The sequence below is a fragment of the Kitasatospora gansuensis genome, assembly GCF_014203705.1.
GTDB lineage: Bacteria > Actinomycetota > Actinomycetes > Streptomycetales > Streptomycetaceae > Kitasatospora > Kitasatospora gansuensis.
On the sequence record NZ_JACHJR010000001.1, the window covers coordinates 476956 to 494159 of the forward strand.

The following is a 17204-nucleotide window of genomic DNA, read 5'->3' on the forward strand; positions in this document are numbered from 1 at the left end:
GTACCTTCCATGAACCGGCCGCGAGTCTCTGGTCATGGAAACCACGACGACACGGCCCAACACCCAGGAGATGGTGGTCATCCACCGCGGACTGCGCCGGGAGGCCCGTCTGTTGGCGGAGCTGACCGCCGCAGTCACCCCCGGCGACACCGCCCGGGCCCGTACGCTGGCCGACCACTTCCGCGACTACCGGCTCGGCCTGCACAACCACCACCACGGCGAGGACGAACTGCTCTGGCCGCTGCTGCTCTCCCGGGTGGACCTGGAGGCCGACCTCGTCCTGCGGATGGAGCAGCAGCACGAACGGGTGGCCGCCTCGCTGGTCGCGGCCGAAGCGGCCTTCCTGGCCTGGGAGCCGACCGCCGGTGCGAGCGAACGCGACGTACTGGTGGCCGCGCTGACCGAACACCGCGCGGTGCTGACCGAGCATCTCGACGACGAGGAGCGGGAGTTGCTCCCGCTGGCCGCCCGGCAGCTGTCCGTGTCCGAGTGGAGCGCGCTCGGCGAGCACTTCCTCGCCAGTACGCCCAAGCCCAAGCTGCTGCTCTTCCTCGGCATCGTGCTGGAGGACGCCGAACCGGCCGAACGGGCCGCGCTGCTGGGCGCCATACCCCGGCCCGCCCGGCTGCTCTGGTCACTGGTCGGCCGACCGCAGTACGCCCGCCGGGTCCGCGCCGTACGCGGCACCAAGTCCTGATCACCCGCCAATTCCCGTACAGGAGACACACCGTGAAGCTCAAGCACCTCACCACCGCCCTGGCCGCCGCCGGCGCCGCGTTCATCCTCTACATCGGTCTCAGCTACCTGATCGCACCGCAGTCCATCGCCCCCGGCTTCGGGGTGTCCGGCTGGCCGGAGCAGGACGGCACGGCCTTCCTGATCAAGGGCCTCCGCGACACCGCCTCCGGCCTGGTCGTCCTCGCCCTGCTGCTGAACGGGCAACGGCGCGCCCTGGGCTGGGCGCTGGCCGCCCTGGCGGTCGTCCCCACCGGCGACATGCTGATCGTCCTGAACGACGGCGGCCACCCCGGCATCGCGTACGGCGTGCACGGCCTCACCGCCCTGACCGTGGCCGCCACCGCCGCCCTGCTGCTGCGCGAGCGCCCGCAGCACGCGCCGGCCCGGCTCGCCGCGACCCGCCGCGACCCGGCCCGTCTCGGAGGGTGAGAAATCTCCTCGGCCGGGGCAGCCGTCGGCTGCTAGACAGGTCCTCATGACCACCATCAAGATCCGCACCGCCCACCCGGCCGAGGTCCCCGACCTGCTGACCTTCTGGTCCAAGGCCGCCGAGGGCACCAGCATCACGGACGACGAGGCCGGGGTCTCGCGCCTGATCGAGCGCGACCCCGAGGCCCTGATCGTGGCGGAGCTGGACGGGCTGCTCGTCGGCACCGTGATCGCCGGCTGGGACGGCTGGCGGGCCTCGCTCTACCGGCTCGCGGTGCTGCCCTCGCACCGGCGGCAGGGCATCTCCAAGGCGCTGCTGGCCGCCGCCGAACAGCGGTTCGTCGCCGTGGGCGGCCGGCGGGGGGACGCCATGGTCCTGGAGGACAACGAGCGCGCCCACCACGCCTGGTCCACCGCCGGGTACGAGCGCGAGGACCGCTGGCGCCGCTGGACCAAGCCGCTGACCAGCTGAGCCGGTCACCTCCGCTCGGCGTCTGACGCCCCGTCAGGTGGCGTAGGGTCTGGGCAGCCAGCGCCGGTCTGGTGCAGTGGGAAGGCAGAGCATGAGTTCAGCCGTTGTCGACACCGCGGACCTCCAGACATTCATCCGGGCGCAGACCCTTCTCGCCCCCGTGCCGTTCGTCCCCGAAGTGCAGCTGTACCAGGCCGCCGAGGCGATCGGCCTCTGGGAGCGGACCGAGCAGGCCAAGGGCGAGATCGGCCTGCCGCCGCCGTTCTGGGGTTTCGCCTGGGCGGGCGGCCAGGCGCTGGCCCGGTACGTGCTGGACCACCCGGAGCTGGTGGCCGGGCGTCAGGTACTGGATCTGGCGGCCGGCTCGGGCCTGGTCGCGGTGGCCGCCGCACTGCGCGGCGCGGCCGGGGTGACGGCGGCCGAGATCGACGCCTACGCGGTGGCCGCGATCCAGATCAACGCCGAGGCGAACGGCGTGGCCGTGGACGCCCGCTGCGAGAACCTGCTGGACGGCGACGGCGCACCGGCCGATGTCGTGCTTGCGGGTGACGTCTTCTACGAGCGCGCGATGGCCGAACGGGTGCTGCCCTTCCTGACCCGGGCCGCCGCCAGGGGTGCGGTGGTCCTGGTCGGCGACCCCGGCCGGGCGTACCTGCCCCGCGCCGCGTTCGGCTCGGTGGCCGTCTACCAGGTGCCGACGGCGGCCGATCTGGAGGACCGTCCGGTGAAGACCACGACGGTGTGGCGCTTGGGAAGCTGAACCCGCCGACCGGCGGGGCTACGTACCGTTTTCATACCGAACAGGTGATGAGCTGCGGAAATGCTCGCGGCTCGAAGGCCCGCCGAGTAGCATCCGGCTCACGCCCTCCGGCGCCCGTACCCCGTGTCGCGCTGCCCGGTCGGCTCATCACGCGGGGGCGCGCACGAACGTCTCCGCGCACTCGGTACGCGCGCCACTGCTGTCGCGCGATCTGCGGAAGGGCAGCGACTTGGCGGATCGGCTCACCGGAGGAGACTCCTCGCTGCTGCGTCGGATCAACGCCGCGGTGACCCTGCGGGCGCTCCGGGACGGACAGGCGGTCACGCTCACCCAGCTGGTGGGCGACACCGGGCTCTCCCGGCCCACCGTCGAAGGCGTGATCGAGGGCCTGATCGAGGCCGGACTCGTCGCCGAGGTCGAACAGTCCCAGGACAGCGGCCGCCAGCGCGGCCGCCCCGCCCGCTGGTTCAGGTTCCGCGCGGAGGCCGGGCACATCCTCGGCATCGAGATCGGCGTGCACGAGATCCGGGTCATCCTGGCCGACCTCACCGGGCGGGTGCTCGGCAGCCACGCCAAGAGCGCGGCCGAGACCCTCGACCCGGAGGAACGGCTCACCCTGGCCCGCACCACCGTCGCCGAGGTGCTGCGCAAGGCCGGGGTCTCCCGGGACAGCCTCTGGGCGGTCGCGGTCGGCAGCCCCGGCATCGTCGACCGCGAGGGCACCGTCAAGCTCGGCACCGCGATGCCCGGTTGGACCGGCCTCGACCTCGGAGCACGGCTGCGCCGCTCGTTCCGCTGCCCCGTCATGATCGAGAACGACGCCAACCTGGCCGCCATCGCCGAACACTGGCAGGGCGCGGCGGTCGGCAAGGGCGACCTGGTCTTCGTGATGGCCGGGCTCAGCCCCGGCGCCGGTTCACTGATCAACGGGCGGCTGCACCGCGGCTTCGGCGGCGCGGCGGGCGAGATCGGCGCCCTGCACCTGCTCGGCCAGGAGGCCACCCCGGAGCGACTGCTCTCCACCACCGGCAAACCGCTCGACCCGCTGGACGAGGCGGCGGTGGCCCGGGTGCTCCGGCTGGCCCGCGAGGGCGACCAGGTGGCCCAGGTGGCGATGGACCGCTTCCTGCGCCGGCTGGTGCACGACGTCGCCGCGCTGGTGCTGGCCCTCGACCCGGAGATCGTGGTGGTCGGCGGCTGGGCGGCCGGCCTTGACGGCGTGTTGGAACCGCTGCGCCAGCAGCTGGAGCTCTACTGCCTCCGGGCCCCCGAGGTGGTGCTCGCCGCCCTCGGCGAGGAGGTGGTGGCGATGGGCGCGCTGCGCGTCGCCCTCGACACCGTCGAGGAGCAGCTGTTCGCCGTGGACTCCCCCGGGGTCTCGGCGCGCTGACCCGACGTCCCTCGACAGCGCAGTGCCCCCGTCGTCCTGGACCGGACGACGGGGGCACTGTCACGCTGTCAGGACGCCTGTCAGGAAGCGGCGCCGACCGGCTGCTGGGCCTCGACCGGGGTGACCTCGACCAGACCGGTCTCGCCGAAGGTGAGCTTGCAGGTGTCGGCCCGGTAGGTCGAGACGGCGAGCCCCACCAGGCGGCCGGCCGACGCGTACTGGGTGGTGACGATCAGCACCGGAGTGCCCGGCGGACGCTCCAGCAGGACGGCCTGGTCGGCCTCGGCGACACCGAGCTCGACCGAACGGGACTCGCCGTCGATGCCGAGCCGCTCCAGTCGCCGGAGCACCGAACGGGCCGGCTCACCGTCGCCGCCGACCACGTGCGGGACGGCGGGCAGCTGCGGCAGCACCGAATCCGGCACGTGCAGCGACTCGGTGGCCATGATCTGACCCTGCACCAGCCGCAGACGGCGGACGGTGTGCACCGTCTCCCCCGGCGCGATGCCGAGCGCCAGCGCGATCTGGGCGGAGGCCGGCGCGCTCACGCAGTCGACGCTGCGCCAGGACTGGCTGCGGGCGGCCCCGGGCCAGCCCTCCTCGCGCCGGCTGACCGGGACGCCGACCCGGGGGGCAGCGATCAGGGTGCCGATGCCACGGCGGCGGACCAGGCGGCCCTCCAGCTCCAGCTGGTCGAGCGCCTGCCGAAGGGTGGCCCGGGCCACGCCGAACCGGGAAGCCAACTCCCGCTCGTTCGGGAGGATCTGACCGGTGGAGAACTCCGCGTCGATGGTGCGCACCAGCACCGTGCGCAGGTGCCAGTACTTCGGCTCCGGTACTGCCGCGAGCTGTCCCTGCGCCACCGTGTCCTCCACCCTGAAAGACGCCGGGCCTGCCCCGCTCCCGATGTTCCGGCAGGTGGGAGGGGCGGGCTTTATCCGTCCTTCTTTATTAAAGGTCTTTGCAGTAAGGACCCTAGGGGGTGGTCGCGGAGATGGTCAAGACCAATGGCACCGCCTGACGACGACCGAACAAGACTTCACAAACCGTTCACGACGCGAACCGACCCGGCACGCCCCAGCACGCCCGGGCCCGACCGGCCGGATACCCTTCCCGGGTGACAAAGGTGACTTCGGTGAACGTGAACGGGATCAGGGCAGCCGCCAAGAAGGGCCTGCTGGAGTGGCTGGAGACCACCGAGGCGGATGTGATCTGCCTCCAGGAGGTACGCTCCGAGCCCGAGCAACTCCCGGCCGAGCTACGCGACTTGACCGACTGGCACGCCGTCTGGGCGCCGTCCGCCAGCAAGGGCCGGGCCGGCGTGGCGATCCTGTCCCGGCAGCAGCCCACCCGGTCCGTGATCGGCTTCGGCTCCGCCGAATTCGACATTTCGGGCAGGTATGTCGAAATCGACCTGCCCGGCCTGACGGTGGCCAGCCTCTACCTCCCTTCCGGCGAGGTCGGCACCGAGCGCCAGGACGAGAAGGAACGCTTCATGGCCGAGTTCCTGGTGCACCTCACCGAACTCCGCAAGCGCGCCGAGGCCGACGGCCGCGAGGTGATCGTCTGCGGCGACTGGAACATCGCCCACCGCGAAGCCGACCTGAAGAACTGGAAGGCCAACCAGAAGAGCGCGGGCTTCCTTCCCGAGGAACGCGCCTGGCTCACCCGAGTCCTCGACGAGGTCGGCTACGTCGACGTGGTCCGCACCCTCCACCCGGACCAGGAGGGCCCCTACTCCTGGTGGTCCTACCGCGGCCGCGCCTTCGACAACGACTCGGGCTGGCGGATCGACTACCTGATGACCACCCCGGGAATCGCCGCCAAGTGCGTCAAGGCCCACGTCGAACGGGCCGCCACCCACGCGGAACGCTGGAGCGACCACGCACCCGTCACCGCCGAGTTCGATCTCGACACCGACTGACCCGCGGCCTGGACACCGGGCCCGGGCTGCTGCGGGGATGTCACGGGCGTATTGCCCCCGATGGCCTTTCCGGTGCACCTCTTGATCGTCGCCCGGCCGCGTGTGAATGTGGCCGGGCGCCCGGTGATCGCCCGGCCGTGTCAGTCGAACCGCGCCGCACCTCGTCCGGCCCGTCGCGGAGAACGGAGGACCCCGGTGCCCTCGCCTTCGCAGCCCCTTCGCAAGCTGGGCTTCCTGACCATCGGGCTGTTCGACCCCGCCGATCCCGGCCGAGGGCACGAGTCGACGCTCCAACTCATCGAGCTTGGCGAGCAGTTGGGGTTCGACGGCGCCTGGGTGCGGCACCGGCACCTCCAGTACGGGATATCGTCCCCCGTCGCCGTGCTCGCGGCGGCCTCGCAGCGCACCCGCCGCATCGAACTGGGCACCGCGGTCATCCCGTTGGGATGGGAGAACCCGCTGCGCCTGGCGGAGGACCTCGCGACCGTCGACATCCTGTCCGGAGGCCGGCTCAACCCCGGCATCAGCGTCGGACGGCCCGGCCACTGGGATCAGGTCGCCCCCGCGCTGTACCCGGACACCGCCGAGTCCGAGGAGTTCGGCTACGAGCGGGTCGAGCGGCTGCTGCGCTTCGTCAAGGGCGAGCCCGCCACCGACTTCAGCGGCGTCGAGGGCATCGAGGTGTACTCCGACCGGGTCCAGCCGGTCGCGCCCGGCCTGCCGAACCGCATCTGGTACGGCGGCGGGAGTCTGCGCTCGGCCCGGTGGGCGGGTGAGCAGGGGCTGAACCTGCTGACCAGCAACGTGGTGCGGGCGGAGCAGTCGGAAGACTTCGCCGAGATCCAGCGCTCGCAGATCGAGGCCTTCCGCACCCACCACCCCGAGGGCGCCCGCGCCCGGGTGTCCCAGGGGCTGGTGGTCATCCCCACCGACAGCGCCTCGCCGGAGCAGCGCGCGAAGTACCTGGACTACGCCCGGAACCGGCTCCCGCGCACGACCACCCCACAGGGCCCGGCCCGCACGATGTTCGCGCCGGACCTGGTGGGCACGTCCGCCGAGATCGCCGAGCGGTTGTACGCCCACGCGGCGTTCCGGGAGGTCGACGAGGTCGTCTTCGCGCTGCCCTTCAGCTTCGGCCACCAGGACTACGTACAGATCCTCACCGACATCGCGACCCGACTCGCCCCCGCCCTCGGCTGGCAGCCGGCCGCCTGAGCCGACACCGTCCCCGACCCGCCCATCTGAAGTATCGTCACCGGGTGTACCGCAATACCGTCGTGTTCAGTTCGTGAGCCCCATCCCCGGCCCGGGAGGGAGCGCGGACTCGGGTGAAGGGTGGAGCACCGTGACGTCAGCGGAGAACTCGGTCTGGCTCGTACTCGACACGGGTGACGACGACCCGGAGTACACCGAGGAGCAACTCCAGTACCTGATCGACGAACTGCGCGGACTCGACCTGTCGAGCATCGAACGGGCGTCGCAGGCCCCGGCGCCTCCGGGCGCCCGCAGCACGGGTGCCCTGGAGCTGGGCGCGGTACTGATCGGTCTCGGCAGCAGCGGTGCGCTGCTGCCCGCGCTGGTCGGCCTGGTCCAGGGCTGGCTGGGCCGCCGACGTGCGGGGACCGTCCGGCTGAGGTTCGGTGACGACGAGATCGAGCTGACCGCCACCTCCGACGAGGTGCAGCAACGCGCGCTGGACGAGTTCTTCCGCCGCCACGGGGAGTGACCCGCGATGGCGAACCGGGCGCTGATCATCGCCAACGGCACGTACGACGACGACCACTTCGCCCCCTTGCCGGCGGCTGCCGCGGATGCCACGCAGTTGGAAGCGGTGCTGAGCGACCCGGACATCGGCGAGTTCGAGGTCGAGACCCTCGTCGACGTCGGCCAGCGCGCGGCCATGCGCGCGCTGGAGTCCTTCTTCACCCGGGCCGGGCGCGACGACCTGCTCCTGCTGCACCTGTCCCTGCACGGGTGGAAGGACCTGCGCAACCGCTTGTACTTCGTCATGCGCGACACCGAGCGCGACTACCCGGGCGCCACCGCCGTCCTGGCCGAGACGGTCGGCGGCTTCATGGGCGAGAGCCGGTCCCGGCGGATCGTCGTCCTGCTCGACTGCTGCTACAGCGGGGCGTTCTCCCTCAACGCGTTGCGGCGTGACGCCGGGACACCCACCGTCGACATCGCCGAGCCCTTCGCGGGCAACGGCCGGGTCGTCCTGACCGCCTCCACCGCCCTGCAGTACGCCCACGAGGGCGTCCAGGACGTCCGGTTCAGCCGCACCCCCGCCCAGCCGTCCGTGTTCACCTCGGCGGTGGTGCGCGGCCTCCGGGACGGCTCCGCGGACCTGGACGGTGACGGCTTCGTCTCCGTCGACGAGCTCTACGAGTACGTCCACGAGGAGGTCCGGCGGAGCATCGCCGGCCAGACCCCGACCTTGAGCGTGGACAGCGCCCAGGGCACGATCCACCTGGCCCGCAGCCCCCGCCACGGCGATGTCGACCGGCTCGCCGAGCTGCGCGCCGCGGTCCTCGACGTCCAGCCCTGGAAGCGCATCGGGGCCCTCCACCTCGTCGAGCAACTGCTCGGCAGCGTCCGCGAACCGACCCGGGACACGGCGCGGGCGGCGCTGCTCGGGCTGATCGCCGACGAGGACCGTGAAGTGGCCCGACGCGCACGGCAGTTGTGGCACGACCGCGGACTGGGTGAGATTCCCACGGCACGTCCGACCCGCCCCTCCGCTCCGCACCGGCCCCCGGACACCTCCGGTCCGGTGGTGGGCATCGACTTCGGTACGACGAACTCGTCGATCGCGATGCTGGCCGGCGAGGACGTCCGCCTGATCCCCAACGCCGAGGGCGCCCTCACGACACCGAGCGTGGTGGCCGTCACGGCGGACGGCGAGATCCTGGTGGGCACCGCCGCCAGACGACAGGCGATCGCGAACCCCGAGTCCACGGTGCGGTCGGTCAAGCTCAGGCTCGGCACCGAATGGACCATCGCCCCGGGCGGGGTGCGGATGACGGCGGAGGACGTCGCGGGGCACATCCTGCGGCGGCTGCGGGAGGACGTCGAGGCGTACACCGGCCAGTCACCCCGCCTGGCGGTGATGACCGTGCCGGCCAACTTCGACCTGGTCCAGCGGGCCGCGCTGGTGGAGACCGCCAACCGGGCCGGACTCAACGTGATGCGGGTGCTCAACGAACCGACGGCCGCGGCGCTCACTTACGGCCTGAGCAGGGTGGAGGACGCCAGTGTCCTGGTCTTCGACCTCGGCGGCGGCACCCTGGACGTCACCCTCCTCGAGATCGGCGACGGCGTGGTGGAGGTCAAGGCCACCTGCGGTGACACCCATCTCGGCGGGGACGACTGGGACCAACGCATCGTCCGGCACCTGCTGCGCCGGGTGCTGGACGACCACGGCGTGGACCTCACTGGGGACGTCCTGGCCCGCGAGCGGCTTCAGCAGGCGGCCGAGGCGGCGAAGATCGAGCTGTCCTCCGCGAGCAGCACCACCATCCGACTGCCCTACCTGACCAGCGTGGCGGACACCCCCGTACACCTCGACGAGACCCTGACCCGCAGCGAGTTCGAGGCCATGACCCGGGACCTGCTGGAACGCTGCAGCCGACCGGTCGAACAGGCCATCCGGGACGCCGGCATCCGGCACTCCGAGCTGGACCAGGTGATCCTGACCGGTGGAGCCACCCGGATGCCCGCCATCGGTGAACTGCTGCGCAGGCTCACCGGCGACCGCCAGCCCTATCGCGGGATCATCCCCGAAGGCATCGTCACGGGGGCCGCCCTCCAAGCCGGAGTCCTGGGCGGAGCCGTCAAGGACGTGCTGCTCCTCGACGTCCTCTCGACCTCGCTCGGCTTCGAGACCCACGACGGCACCGTGCGGAAGCTGATCGAGCGGAACACCACCATCCCCGTGCGAAGGTGGGCCTTCGCCGCGCCGAGCCGGAGCGGCCAGCCCGCCATGACCGTCCACATCGTGGAGGGTGAGAGTCCGACCGCCGCCGACGGCAGGACCCTCGCCGTGCTCGAGTTGTCGGATCTGCCCCGGCACCCCCGGCACACCCCGCTGATCGAAGTAATGCTGGACATCGACGCCAATCAGCTCCTGCACGTCAGCGTCCGGGAACTGCGTGGTCGAACCCGTGAACTACCAAAGCGGGCACGCGAGTTGACCGAGGCTCGGGCCGCCCTGGACTTTTCCGGCGTCCACTTCGCCAGTCCGGAGGCCGGACGGCTACGGGCAACGATCGCCAGGCTTGAGGCCAAGTACTTCACCGACCGGACCTGGCAGGTGACCGTAGACCGCGCCTCGATGACCCAGGCCGCCGAACTCCTCCGCTCCCCCCGCTGGCCTGCCGTACGCGAGCTCGCTCCGTTCGTCTGGGAGGCCCCGGAGACCTGAACCGGGGCCCGTGTCTTCGGTGTTCAGAAGGCGAAGGGCTGCACCGGCAGCGGGAAGGGGTCGGGCGTGAAGCCCTCGATCCGGTTCCGGACCAGCTCGGTCAGCCCGACGAAGCGGGTGACGCAGCCGAAGTCGGCCAGCGCCGTCGGCTGCCAGCCGGTGCCGCGCTCCCGGGTGGGGAAGCCCGGGTACGCCCGTAGCAGGGTCGCGATCTGCGAATTGAGCGTGGTGACCTGCCAGTTGAAGCCGAGCACCGACTCCTGTGCGGTCAGCGCGAGGTGGCCGGTGACCTTGCCCACGCTGTGCTCGTACGCGTCCAGGAGGTGGTTCACCGAGGCCAGCCAGTGATCGGCCGTCAGTTCCATCGGACGGTCGGAGAGCCCGGCGTGCTGCCGGGACCAGCCCAGCAGCGCCTTCGCCTCGCGGGCGAAGACGTCCCAGCTGGGCCGCTGGGTGCCGTGCAGGCGCAGCTCCACCGGGATCCCGCGCCCGACGGCGGGGTCCGGGTCGTGCTCGCCGTGCACCGTCGGGTCGAGGCCGGTCTCGTTCATCCCGCCGAACACCCGTTCCTGGTCGACGGCCGCGAAGTGGCCGAGGGCCGAGCGCAGGTACTCCTTGATGGTGACCTCGGCCAGGCCCTCCAGGTAACGCGAGTCGCCGTCACTGAAGCCCGGGATGATCCGGTCGCCGATCCGCTGCTCGATCGCGTCCGCATGGGTGTGCAGCGCGGCCCGTACGTCGGCGTGGAGCGCGTCGTACACGGTGCGCAGCGGGACCCGCGACAGCACGACCAGGTAGTTCTTCGGTTGCGCGGCGGCCTCCAGCTGCTCGGAGTCCGAACTCTCCGGCTCGGAGTCGGCCACGATGTCGGCGAAGCCGGCCACCTGGACGAAGACCAGGGCCAGGAACCCCTCGAACTCGGCCACGTGGTCGGGGTGGACCGCCCCCGGAGTGACCAGCCCGAAGCACTCCTGAGCCACCGCGTGGGCCCGCTGGGCGTGCTGCTTGGCCGAGTTCCCGACGTTGCTCTTGTCCCGGGCCGCGTCGCCGAGGGCGGTGAGCGCGGGGCCGAGCTTCTCGGGGGCGATGCCCACCGTGTAGTGGATCAGCATCCGCAGCTCGTTGTTCGGCACCTGGTACGTCCGCGGTGCGACCAGCGCGTCCTGCGGGAGTTGGACCCCGCCGATGGCTCGCAGCACCGCCGGATCGAACCGGGCCGTCGCGAAGGTCTCGTACGCGGTGGCTGTGGCCTGGCGCACCGCGGCGGACAGCGCCCGGTTGGCCTCGTCCTGGTACAGGTCATCCATCAACAGGGCCACCGCGTGCAGGCGTTGGTCGAGCTGCGCCTCCGCCTCCTGAAGCGTGCCCGCGTGCTGGTCGAAGTGCACCGTGACGAACTCGGCGTTCGAGTAGTCCACTTCCTGGTCCCCCTGCTCCAGGCTCCGCAGGTCGCTGACCAGCTTCAGCAGACCCGGCATCAGCAGGACCTCGGTGTCACCGTCCAGGTTCGACCCGTCCAGCGCGAGCAGCGGCCGGGCCACTTCGATCTCCATGCCAAGTGCCATGATCCCCCCCGGGATTCGTCGGAACTCGCCTACCGTGCAATGGCGTTGGCGGGCATCCTATCGACTGCCGGTATGCCCCGGAGGCCTTCCGGACGGACCGGTGAGAGTCGCCGCGAGCAGGGCGGCGGTCCTGGCGACCAGGGGTTCGTCAGCCGGAGCGGCGGCGTCCGGCTTGGTGGACAGCACGGCCAGCACGACCGGCGTCCGGTCCGGGGTCCAGGCGATGCCCACGTCGTTGGTGGTGCCGTGGCGGCCAGTGCCGGTCTTGTCCGCCAGCGCCCAGTCCGCCGGGAGTCCGGCACGGAACCGCGCGCCGCTGGTGGTGTTGCCGAGCAGCCACTCGGTCAACTGCCGCCGGTCCCGCGGCGCGAGCGCATCCCCGAGCACCAGTTTCGCGTGCGTGCGCCCGATCGCAGCCGGGCTGGTGGTGTCCGTCACCCGCCCCGGTTCGGCGGAGTTCAGCTCGGGCTCCCACCGGTCGAGCCGCGTCACCCGGTCGCCGACGGACCGGCAGAAGCGGGTGACCGCCGTGGGGTCGCCGAGCTGACGGAGCAACAGGTTGTCGGCCGCGTTGTCGCTGTAGTCGAGGGCGGCGGCGCACAGCTCGGCGACGGTCATCCCGTTCGCGAGGTGCTCGGGCGTGCCCGTGATCGGGGCGTAGCCCGATCCGGTGACGTCCTGCTCGGTGTAACGGATGCGCCTGGCGAGGAACTCGCCGTTCCGGTCGAGGTCGCGCAGGACGGCGGCGGCGGTGATCGTCTTGTGCACCGAGCAGACCGGGAACAGCTCGTCGGCGCGGTACGCCACGGTCCTGCCCGTGACCATGTTCCGCGCGAAGACCCCCAGCCGGGCGCCGTGCTCCCGCTCGAGATCGGCCAACGCCCGGGCCGTTCGATCGCCGCCTGTCGCGTGCGCCGTCCCACCCGTGGACACAGCGGTAGCCAGCGCGGCCCCCGTCGCCAGCACCGCGCGGCGGCTCGGCCGTCCTCCGAAGTTCTCCACGATCACATCCTCCTCCGTTCGACGACGATCCTTCGGAGAACAGGACGCTCCGGCAGCCCGATCAGTTCGGCTCACAGGTGACGGGCCGTCACTCATCCGACCGGAGGCCGTCAGCGGACGAGGACCGTGGCGAATTCCGACAGATCACCGGAGATGGTGACCTTGCCTACCGCCTCGGGCAACGGCAGGCGCTCGATCCGTCCGTCGGCCGGGCCACCGACGAAGGTCACCACCCTGATGCTCCGCCATCTTGACGTGGCTGGTCAGCGGGGTGGCGTGACCTCGTTTCGGGGTGCTCGTGCTGGTCGTGGGCGGCAGTCTGTGTTGTAGATCGTCCGGCGCGGTGGTGTTGCCGATGAGTTCACCCTCCTCGAACGGTCTACCCAGCGACAGTTCCGTTCTCGACAGGAGTGCCATGTCCACCATCCAGCCCGTGATCCTGACTGCCGACCAGGACGTTCTGCTCGGCTTCTATACGAAACTGTTCGGCGCCGAGGAGATCTTCCGGGTACCGGCGGAAGGCCCGGCCTTCTACCTCGGCCTGCGCATCGGCGACACCGACCTCGGGCTGGTGGCCAAGGAGGACCCGGGGACCGGGGCGGCGCCGCGGATCCTGCTCAGCATCGGTGTCGACGACGTCGACGCGACGCTCGCCCGGGTGGAGGCGCTCGGCGGCTCGGTCAGCGGCGGCCCCAACGACATGCCGTGGGGACAGCGCGTCGCCCACATCAAGGACCCCGACGGCAACCCGGTGAACCTCACTCAGCCGATCCCGGCCCGGTGACGCGGTTCCGGGGGCATGTGCTGATCGTGGGCTACCTGCGGTGGAGATCAATTGTCGGCAGCGACCTCTATGTTCGTCAGGACGAGCAGCGCGCGAAACAGGTGGGTGGCGCGGGCGGGGTCAGTCCGGAGCTTGGTGAGGATCCGCCACTTCTTCAGGTGGGCAAAGCCGCGTTCGACGGGGACGCGTCCGGCCGGAAGGACGCGGTTGGCGTCCTTCTGGCCGGGGGTCAGCTTGCGGGCGCGGGTGGCCTTGAATCCGGTGACGCCTACGGGGTTGTCCGGATCGTCGTCCAGGCCGAGGAATCCCAGGTCGGCCAGGGCGCCGAGGCCGGCGGCGCGCAGGTGGGCCGGCAGGTGGTCGCGGCGGGCGGCGGTGATGTCGTGGGTGCGGCCGGGCCGGGCAGCGGATATCCGGATCAGCCGGCCTTTCTCGTCGGTCAGGGCGAGGACGTGCAGGCCGTGACGGTGATGCTTGCCGGAGTAGTTCGGCCGGTTCGCCTTCAGGACGACCTCCCCGCCCCGCACCGCGATCTTCCTGGCCGCCGTGCGGGAGGCCGCCGGTCCAGCCCACCACAGAGACGATCTTGTGACTTCCCACAGACCGGACCGCCAACATGGGGGCGGATGTCCGTAAGCACCCGGAGATTGCCAACGCGAGTACCTGCAGCGGGAAACGGTCACTCCGAGGCTGGAAGGGGATCTTCACCGGGCCGGCTGTAAGTGACCTTGATGCTCCGGACGCCCGCTTCGCCGTCGGCCAACTGGCGCGCGTACCGTGCCAGTTGGTGGCGGAGCATGGCTGCTGCCTTCGGCACGTGGCGTGCCAGCTCGTCCCAGTGCAGGAACGACAGTTCGCTGGGCACCTCCACCAGGCCGGTGATCGCGTCCCAGAACTCCCAGTCCTCGAAAAAGTCCGTGGCAAGGTCGATCAGGCGCCAACGGGGGTCCATTAGTTCATCAACGGCCGGCGGCCGCACGAACCGCCTCCTGATCACAAGCCTCGAACTCCTGAAGGTTGCGCTGGGCCTTGACCAGCGAGGTCCTGTTGGCGCCGCCCGCCATGAACGGCCACCGGAACTGAACCGAGTCGTCTTCCCAGACGCAGACCGGGCAGATGACGTGCGAACCGGGCCACCCGTCCTCCACCTCAAGAGTCTGGCCCGGCACCCTGACCATCGGCGACTCGTTTTCGGGACACCAGGTCGGGCGCGCAGTGAATCAGCCCGCGCCGGACAGCCCGACGACGCCGACTGCCTTCTGGTCCATGCCGGCGCTGACGCCGATCGCCCCGACGACCGAGACTGCGGTGAGGCCGAGGGCCAGAGAGTTCTGGACCGCAGTGTGGCCGGCCAGGCGGAGGATGAACACCTCCTCCTCGTCCACCTCGGATGCGGGGCGGGAGCCGGCCCGGACGGAGCGCAGGAGTTGCGCGATGCGGCCCGGCAGCGAGCGCAACCTTGCCGCCGAGGACTGGGCCGTGGCGAGCCCGCCCGTGAGGTCCGGGGAGAGCGGGGCGGCAGGGGTGTCACCGCTCTGTCGCAGCTCGTTGGTGCGACGCCGCTGTCGTTCCACGTGGGAGTCGTTGTTCTCCAGCGTCCACAGGAAGGCGGGAACGAACAGGAAGAGGAAGCCCGCCAGCACCGTACCCACCGCGGCCCAGCGTTCGGGCGCGGACGCGGGGACGTTCGCCAGGACGAACTGGGGCAGCCAACCCAACGTCAGCCACAGGAATCCGAGCAGCAGGCAGTCCTGGGCCGCGTTGCGGGCGGGTGGATAGTCGGTGCGGTAGTACCAACCACCGGCTGCGTAGACAACGGCGGTGCCCGTCACCGTCAGCACGGCCGCCGAGACGAAGGCACCACCGAGCGCGGCGACGGCGAACCCCGGGACACTGGACTCCGAGCCCGGTCGGACGGCATCGGTCAACGACCAGTAACCGATGAATCCGACGGCCAGGAACACCGAGCCGGCCGCGCACTTCGCCGGCCACTGCAGTTGGCCGAGGTGCAGCCAGGCGCCGTTGCCCAGCACGGTCTGCAGGGAGAAGGCGGCCAGCAACAAGGCCTGTACGGCGGCCAGCCAGTCCCAGCCGTGCTTCCACGGGAGCACGAGCACCATCAGCAGGCACACGGCTGCTCCCGCTGCCAGGCACCACCACACGCCACCCGAGCGCACGTCCATGTCCACCGTCGGTCGGGGGTGATGCTTCTCCAGAGCCCGACCCACATCAACCAGGGCCGGCGCGACCAGGAGCAGAAGGACGACCGCCACCACGGCCGGGCCACGCACGCCGGGATGCGCCATTCCTGCTGCCCATCCCAGGGACGGAGCCAGCGCGATGGTGAGCGCCAGCATCGACATGAAGGCGGCGACCGCGAACCCGAGCAGCGGCCACCACGCCTTCTTGGCCACCGCGTACTGCTCCGCACCCGCCCCAGCGCCCGCCACGCTGCGGTCGACGTCGCCTTCGACCTCCATCAGCTCCTCGAAGTCCTTCTTGAACGACGGGAGGAACACGCCTCCGAGCAGCAGACCCACGACAGTCAGGATGAACCCGGCGGTGATGTAGCCGCGCCCTTGGTGGTCGTGGAGCCAGAGCGCGAATACGCACAGCGCTTCGAGGGAGGCACTGATCGCTCCGGCTGCCACATAGCGGGCGTTGAGCGGGCGGCCAGGAGAACAGGCCATCCGCAGGACCGCCGCCAAGGCGAACACGGCAACCGGGATCAGCACCGTCTGCAGAATTCCGAGGTCGCGAACCGACACCAGCAGGGTGAGGGCGGCGAACAACGCGCAGACACCCACGGCCTCCTGGCCGACCGCGTCATCACCCGGGCGGGCCGACCAGCTCAGCGAGAATCCGGCACCGAGGGCACCGACGAGCACGCAGTACACCAGGGCATCGGCCCGTCCGTGGACCGCCGAGAACGCCACCACCGCACCCGCGATCGCCGCTCCCGCCGCCAGCGGACCCGCGGCGCTCACCGGCCGCCCCCGAGTCGCCCACAGCAGACAGGCCGTCAGCGACACGGCAGCGAAACCGAGCACCGCGACGGACCCCGCCCCCGACGAGGTGCCGGCCGCACGGGCGGAGTCGATCCCGGCCAGCCAGGCGAAACCCACCGTGCAGCCCACCGCACCGGCCGCCTGCATCGACCTCAAGGGATCCGGGCCGTCGGACTCCGGCGGCTCCCCTTCGGCAGGGCGTTCGGCATGACGCAGCCTGCGCAGCACTTCCACCCAGAGACCCGCGAACAACGCACTGGCAGCCACCAGGAACACGGCGTGCCAGACGCCCGCCGTGTTGAGGTGGTGCGGGCGCGGGGCAGTCCAGTTCGACTCGGGCGACGGATCGGCCACCCACACCGCGATCAGAGCCGCACCGGCCACTCCTCCGGCTGCGGCAGCCAGCAGCGTCGGCCGGCGCCCGCCCGGCGGTTGCGACAGCTGCCCGATCCAGCCGATCAGACAGAACGCGAGGACGGGGAGGAGCAGCCCGTCCCCCCAGGTGGCGCTGCGAAAGGCAAAGAGGCCCGGCACGCCGTCGGTTCGCTCCCCGAACGCCCACATGAGCTGGAGCGGGACCCACCCACCGAGCAGGACCACCAGCGCACCCAGCAAGGGCAACGCGACCTTCCAGCCGGAACCTTGGCGTGCGTCCGCATCCACAGGCAGCCTCCACGAACCCGCCGCCGCAGGCCGCTCCTGCCGCAGG

Annotated in this window: 17 protein-coding genes; 10 read left to right on the top strand and 7 right to left on the bottom strand. The window is 71.2% G+C overall.

Features of this window, described 5'->3' with window-relative positions; all coding sequences use genetic code 11:
• The first annotated feature begins 34 nt into the window (after positions 1-34).
• The 5 genes from F4556_RS02240 (at position 35) to F4556_RS02260 (ending at position 3789) form a co-directional block, all read left to right on the top strand.
• Positions 35-697: a hemerythrin domain-containing protein gene (locus F4556_RS02240; RefSeq protein WP_246510948.1), complete on the top strand. Its 663-nt coding sequence runs from the start codon at positions 35-37 to the stop codon at positions 695-697.
• Between the two features lie 32 nt (positions 698-729).
• A complete protein-coding gene (locus tag F4556_RS02245) occupies positions 730-1167 on the top strand; it encodes a DUF4267 domain-containing protein (RefSeq protein ID WP_184911188.1) in 438 nt (145 codons plus the stop codon).
• Positions 1168-1213: 46 nt separating this feature from the next.
• Complete coding sequence (locus F4556_RS02250) at positions 1214-1639, top strand: GNAT family N-acetyltransferase (protein WP_184911190.1); 426 nt, start codon at positions 1214-1216, stop codon at positions 1637-1639.
• A 91-nt stretch (positions 1640-1730) separates the two neighbouring features.
• Positions 1731-2399, top strand: a complete 669-nt coding sequence (locus tag F4556_RS02255; protein WP_184911192.1) for a class I SAM-dependent methyltransferase — start codon at positions 1731-1733, stop codon at positions 2397-2399.
• Between the two features lie 229 nt (positions 2400-2628).
• Positions 2629-3789 carry an ROK family protein gene (locus tag F4556_RS02260; protein ID WP_184911194.1) on the top strand — a complete coding sequence of 387 codons (1161 nt, stop codon included), beginning with the start codon at positions 2629-2631 and terminating at the stop codon, positions 3787-3789.
• Between the two features lie 80 nt (positions 3790-3869).
• On the opposite strand, the gene F4556_RS02265 is transcribed toward F4556_RS02260, so the two are convergent.
• Positions 3870-4652 carry a GntR family transcriptional regulator gene (locus F4556_RS02265; protein ID WP_184911196.1) on the bottom strand — a complete coding sequence of 261 codons (783 nt, stop codon included), beginning with the start codon at positions 4650-4652 and terminating at the stop codon, positions 3870-3872.
• A gap of 254 nt (positions 4653-4906) precedes the next feature.
• Between F4556_RS02265 and F4556_RS02270 the strand changes: the two genes are divergently transcribed.
• The 4 genes from F4556_RS02270 (at position 4907) to F4556_RS02285 (ending at position 10136) form a co-directional block, all read left to right on the top strand.
• Positions 4907-5713 (top strand): exodeoxyribonuclease III, encoded by an 807-nt coding sequence (locus F4556_RS02270; RefSeq protein ID WP_184911198.1) that lies wholly within the window; start codon positions 4907-4909, stop codon positions 5711-5713.
• 195 nt (positions 5714-5908) lie between these two features.
• Positions 5909-6928, top strand: a complete 1020-nt coding sequence (locus F4556_RS02275) for an LLM class flavin-dependent oxidoreductase (protein ID WP_184911200.1) — start codon at positions 5909-5911, stop codon at positions 6926-6928.
• 130 nt (positions 6929-7058) lie between these two features.
• A complete protein-coding gene (locus F4556_RS02280; RefSeq protein WP_184911202.1) occupies positions 7059-7439 on the top strand; it encodes an effector-associated constant component EACC1 in 381 nt (126 codons plus the stop codon).
• Between the two features lie 6 nt (positions 7440-7445).
• Complete coding sequence (locus tag F4556_RS02285; RefSeq protein WP_184911204.1) at positions 7446-10136, top strand: caspase, EACC1-associated type; 2691 nt, start codon at positions 7446-7448, stop codon at positions 10134-10136.
• A 23-nt stretch (positions 10137-10159) separates the two neighbouring features.
• On the opposite strand, the gene F4556_RS02290 is transcribed toward F4556_RS02285, so the two are convergent.
• Both F4556_RS02290 and bla read right to left on the bottom strand, forming a co-directional pair.
• Entirely contained in the window at positions 10160-11689 is a 1530-nt protein-coding gene (locus tag F4556_RS02290) for a hypothetical protein (RefSeq protein ID WP_184911206.1), read from the bottom strand.
• Between the two features lie 69 nt (positions 11690-11758).
• Positions 11759-12703 (bottom strand): class A beta-lactamase, encoded by a 945-nt coding sequence (gene bla, locus F4556_RS02295; RefSeq protein WP_313068112.1) that lies wholly within the window; start codon positions 12701-12703, stop codon positions 11759-11761.
• A 415-nt stretch (positions 12704-13118) separates the two neighbouring features.
• Here bla and F4556_RS02300 point away from each other — a divergent pair, with 415 nt between their 5' ends.
• Positions 13119-13487, top strand: a complete 369-nt coding sequence (locus F4556_RS02300) for a VOC family protein (RefSeq protein WP_184911210.1) — start codon at positions 13119-13121, stop codon at positions 13485-13487.
• A gap of 47 nt (positions 13488-13534) precedes the next feature.
• On the opposite strand, the gene F4556_RS02305 is transcribed toward F4556_RS02300, so the two are convergent.
• The 4 genes from F4556_RS02305 to F4556_RS02315 all read right to left on the bottom strand — a co-directional run bounded on the left by F4556_RS02305 (position 13535) and on the right by F4556_RS02315 (position 17158).
• Entirely contained in the window at positions 13535-14014 is a 480-nt protein-coding gene (locus F4556_RS02305) for a transposase family protein (RefSeq protein ID WP_313068113.1), read from the bottom strand.
• A gap of 152 nt (positions 14015-14166) precedes the next feature.
• Entirely contained in the window at positions 14167-14466 is a 300-nt protein-coding gene (locus F4556_RS37800) for a barstar family protein (RefSeq protein ID WP_246510949.1), read from the bottom strand.
• The gene (locus F4556_RS37805; protein WP_246510950.1) at positions 14447-14665 is read right to left on the bottom strand and encodes a CPCC family cysteine-rich protein; all 219 of its coding nucleotides are present in this window, start codon (positions 14663-14665) and stop codon (positions 14447-14449) included. Before F4556_RS37805 ends, F4556_RS37800 begins: the two co-directional genes overlap by 20 nt.
• Positions 14666-14707: 42 nt before the next feature.
• Complete coding sequence (locus tag F4556_RS02315) at positions 14708-17158, bottom strand: hypothetical protein (RefSeq protein WP_184911212.1); 2451 nt, start codon at positions 17156-17158, stop codon at positions 14708-14710.
• Positions 17159-17204: the final 46 nt, after the last annotated feature.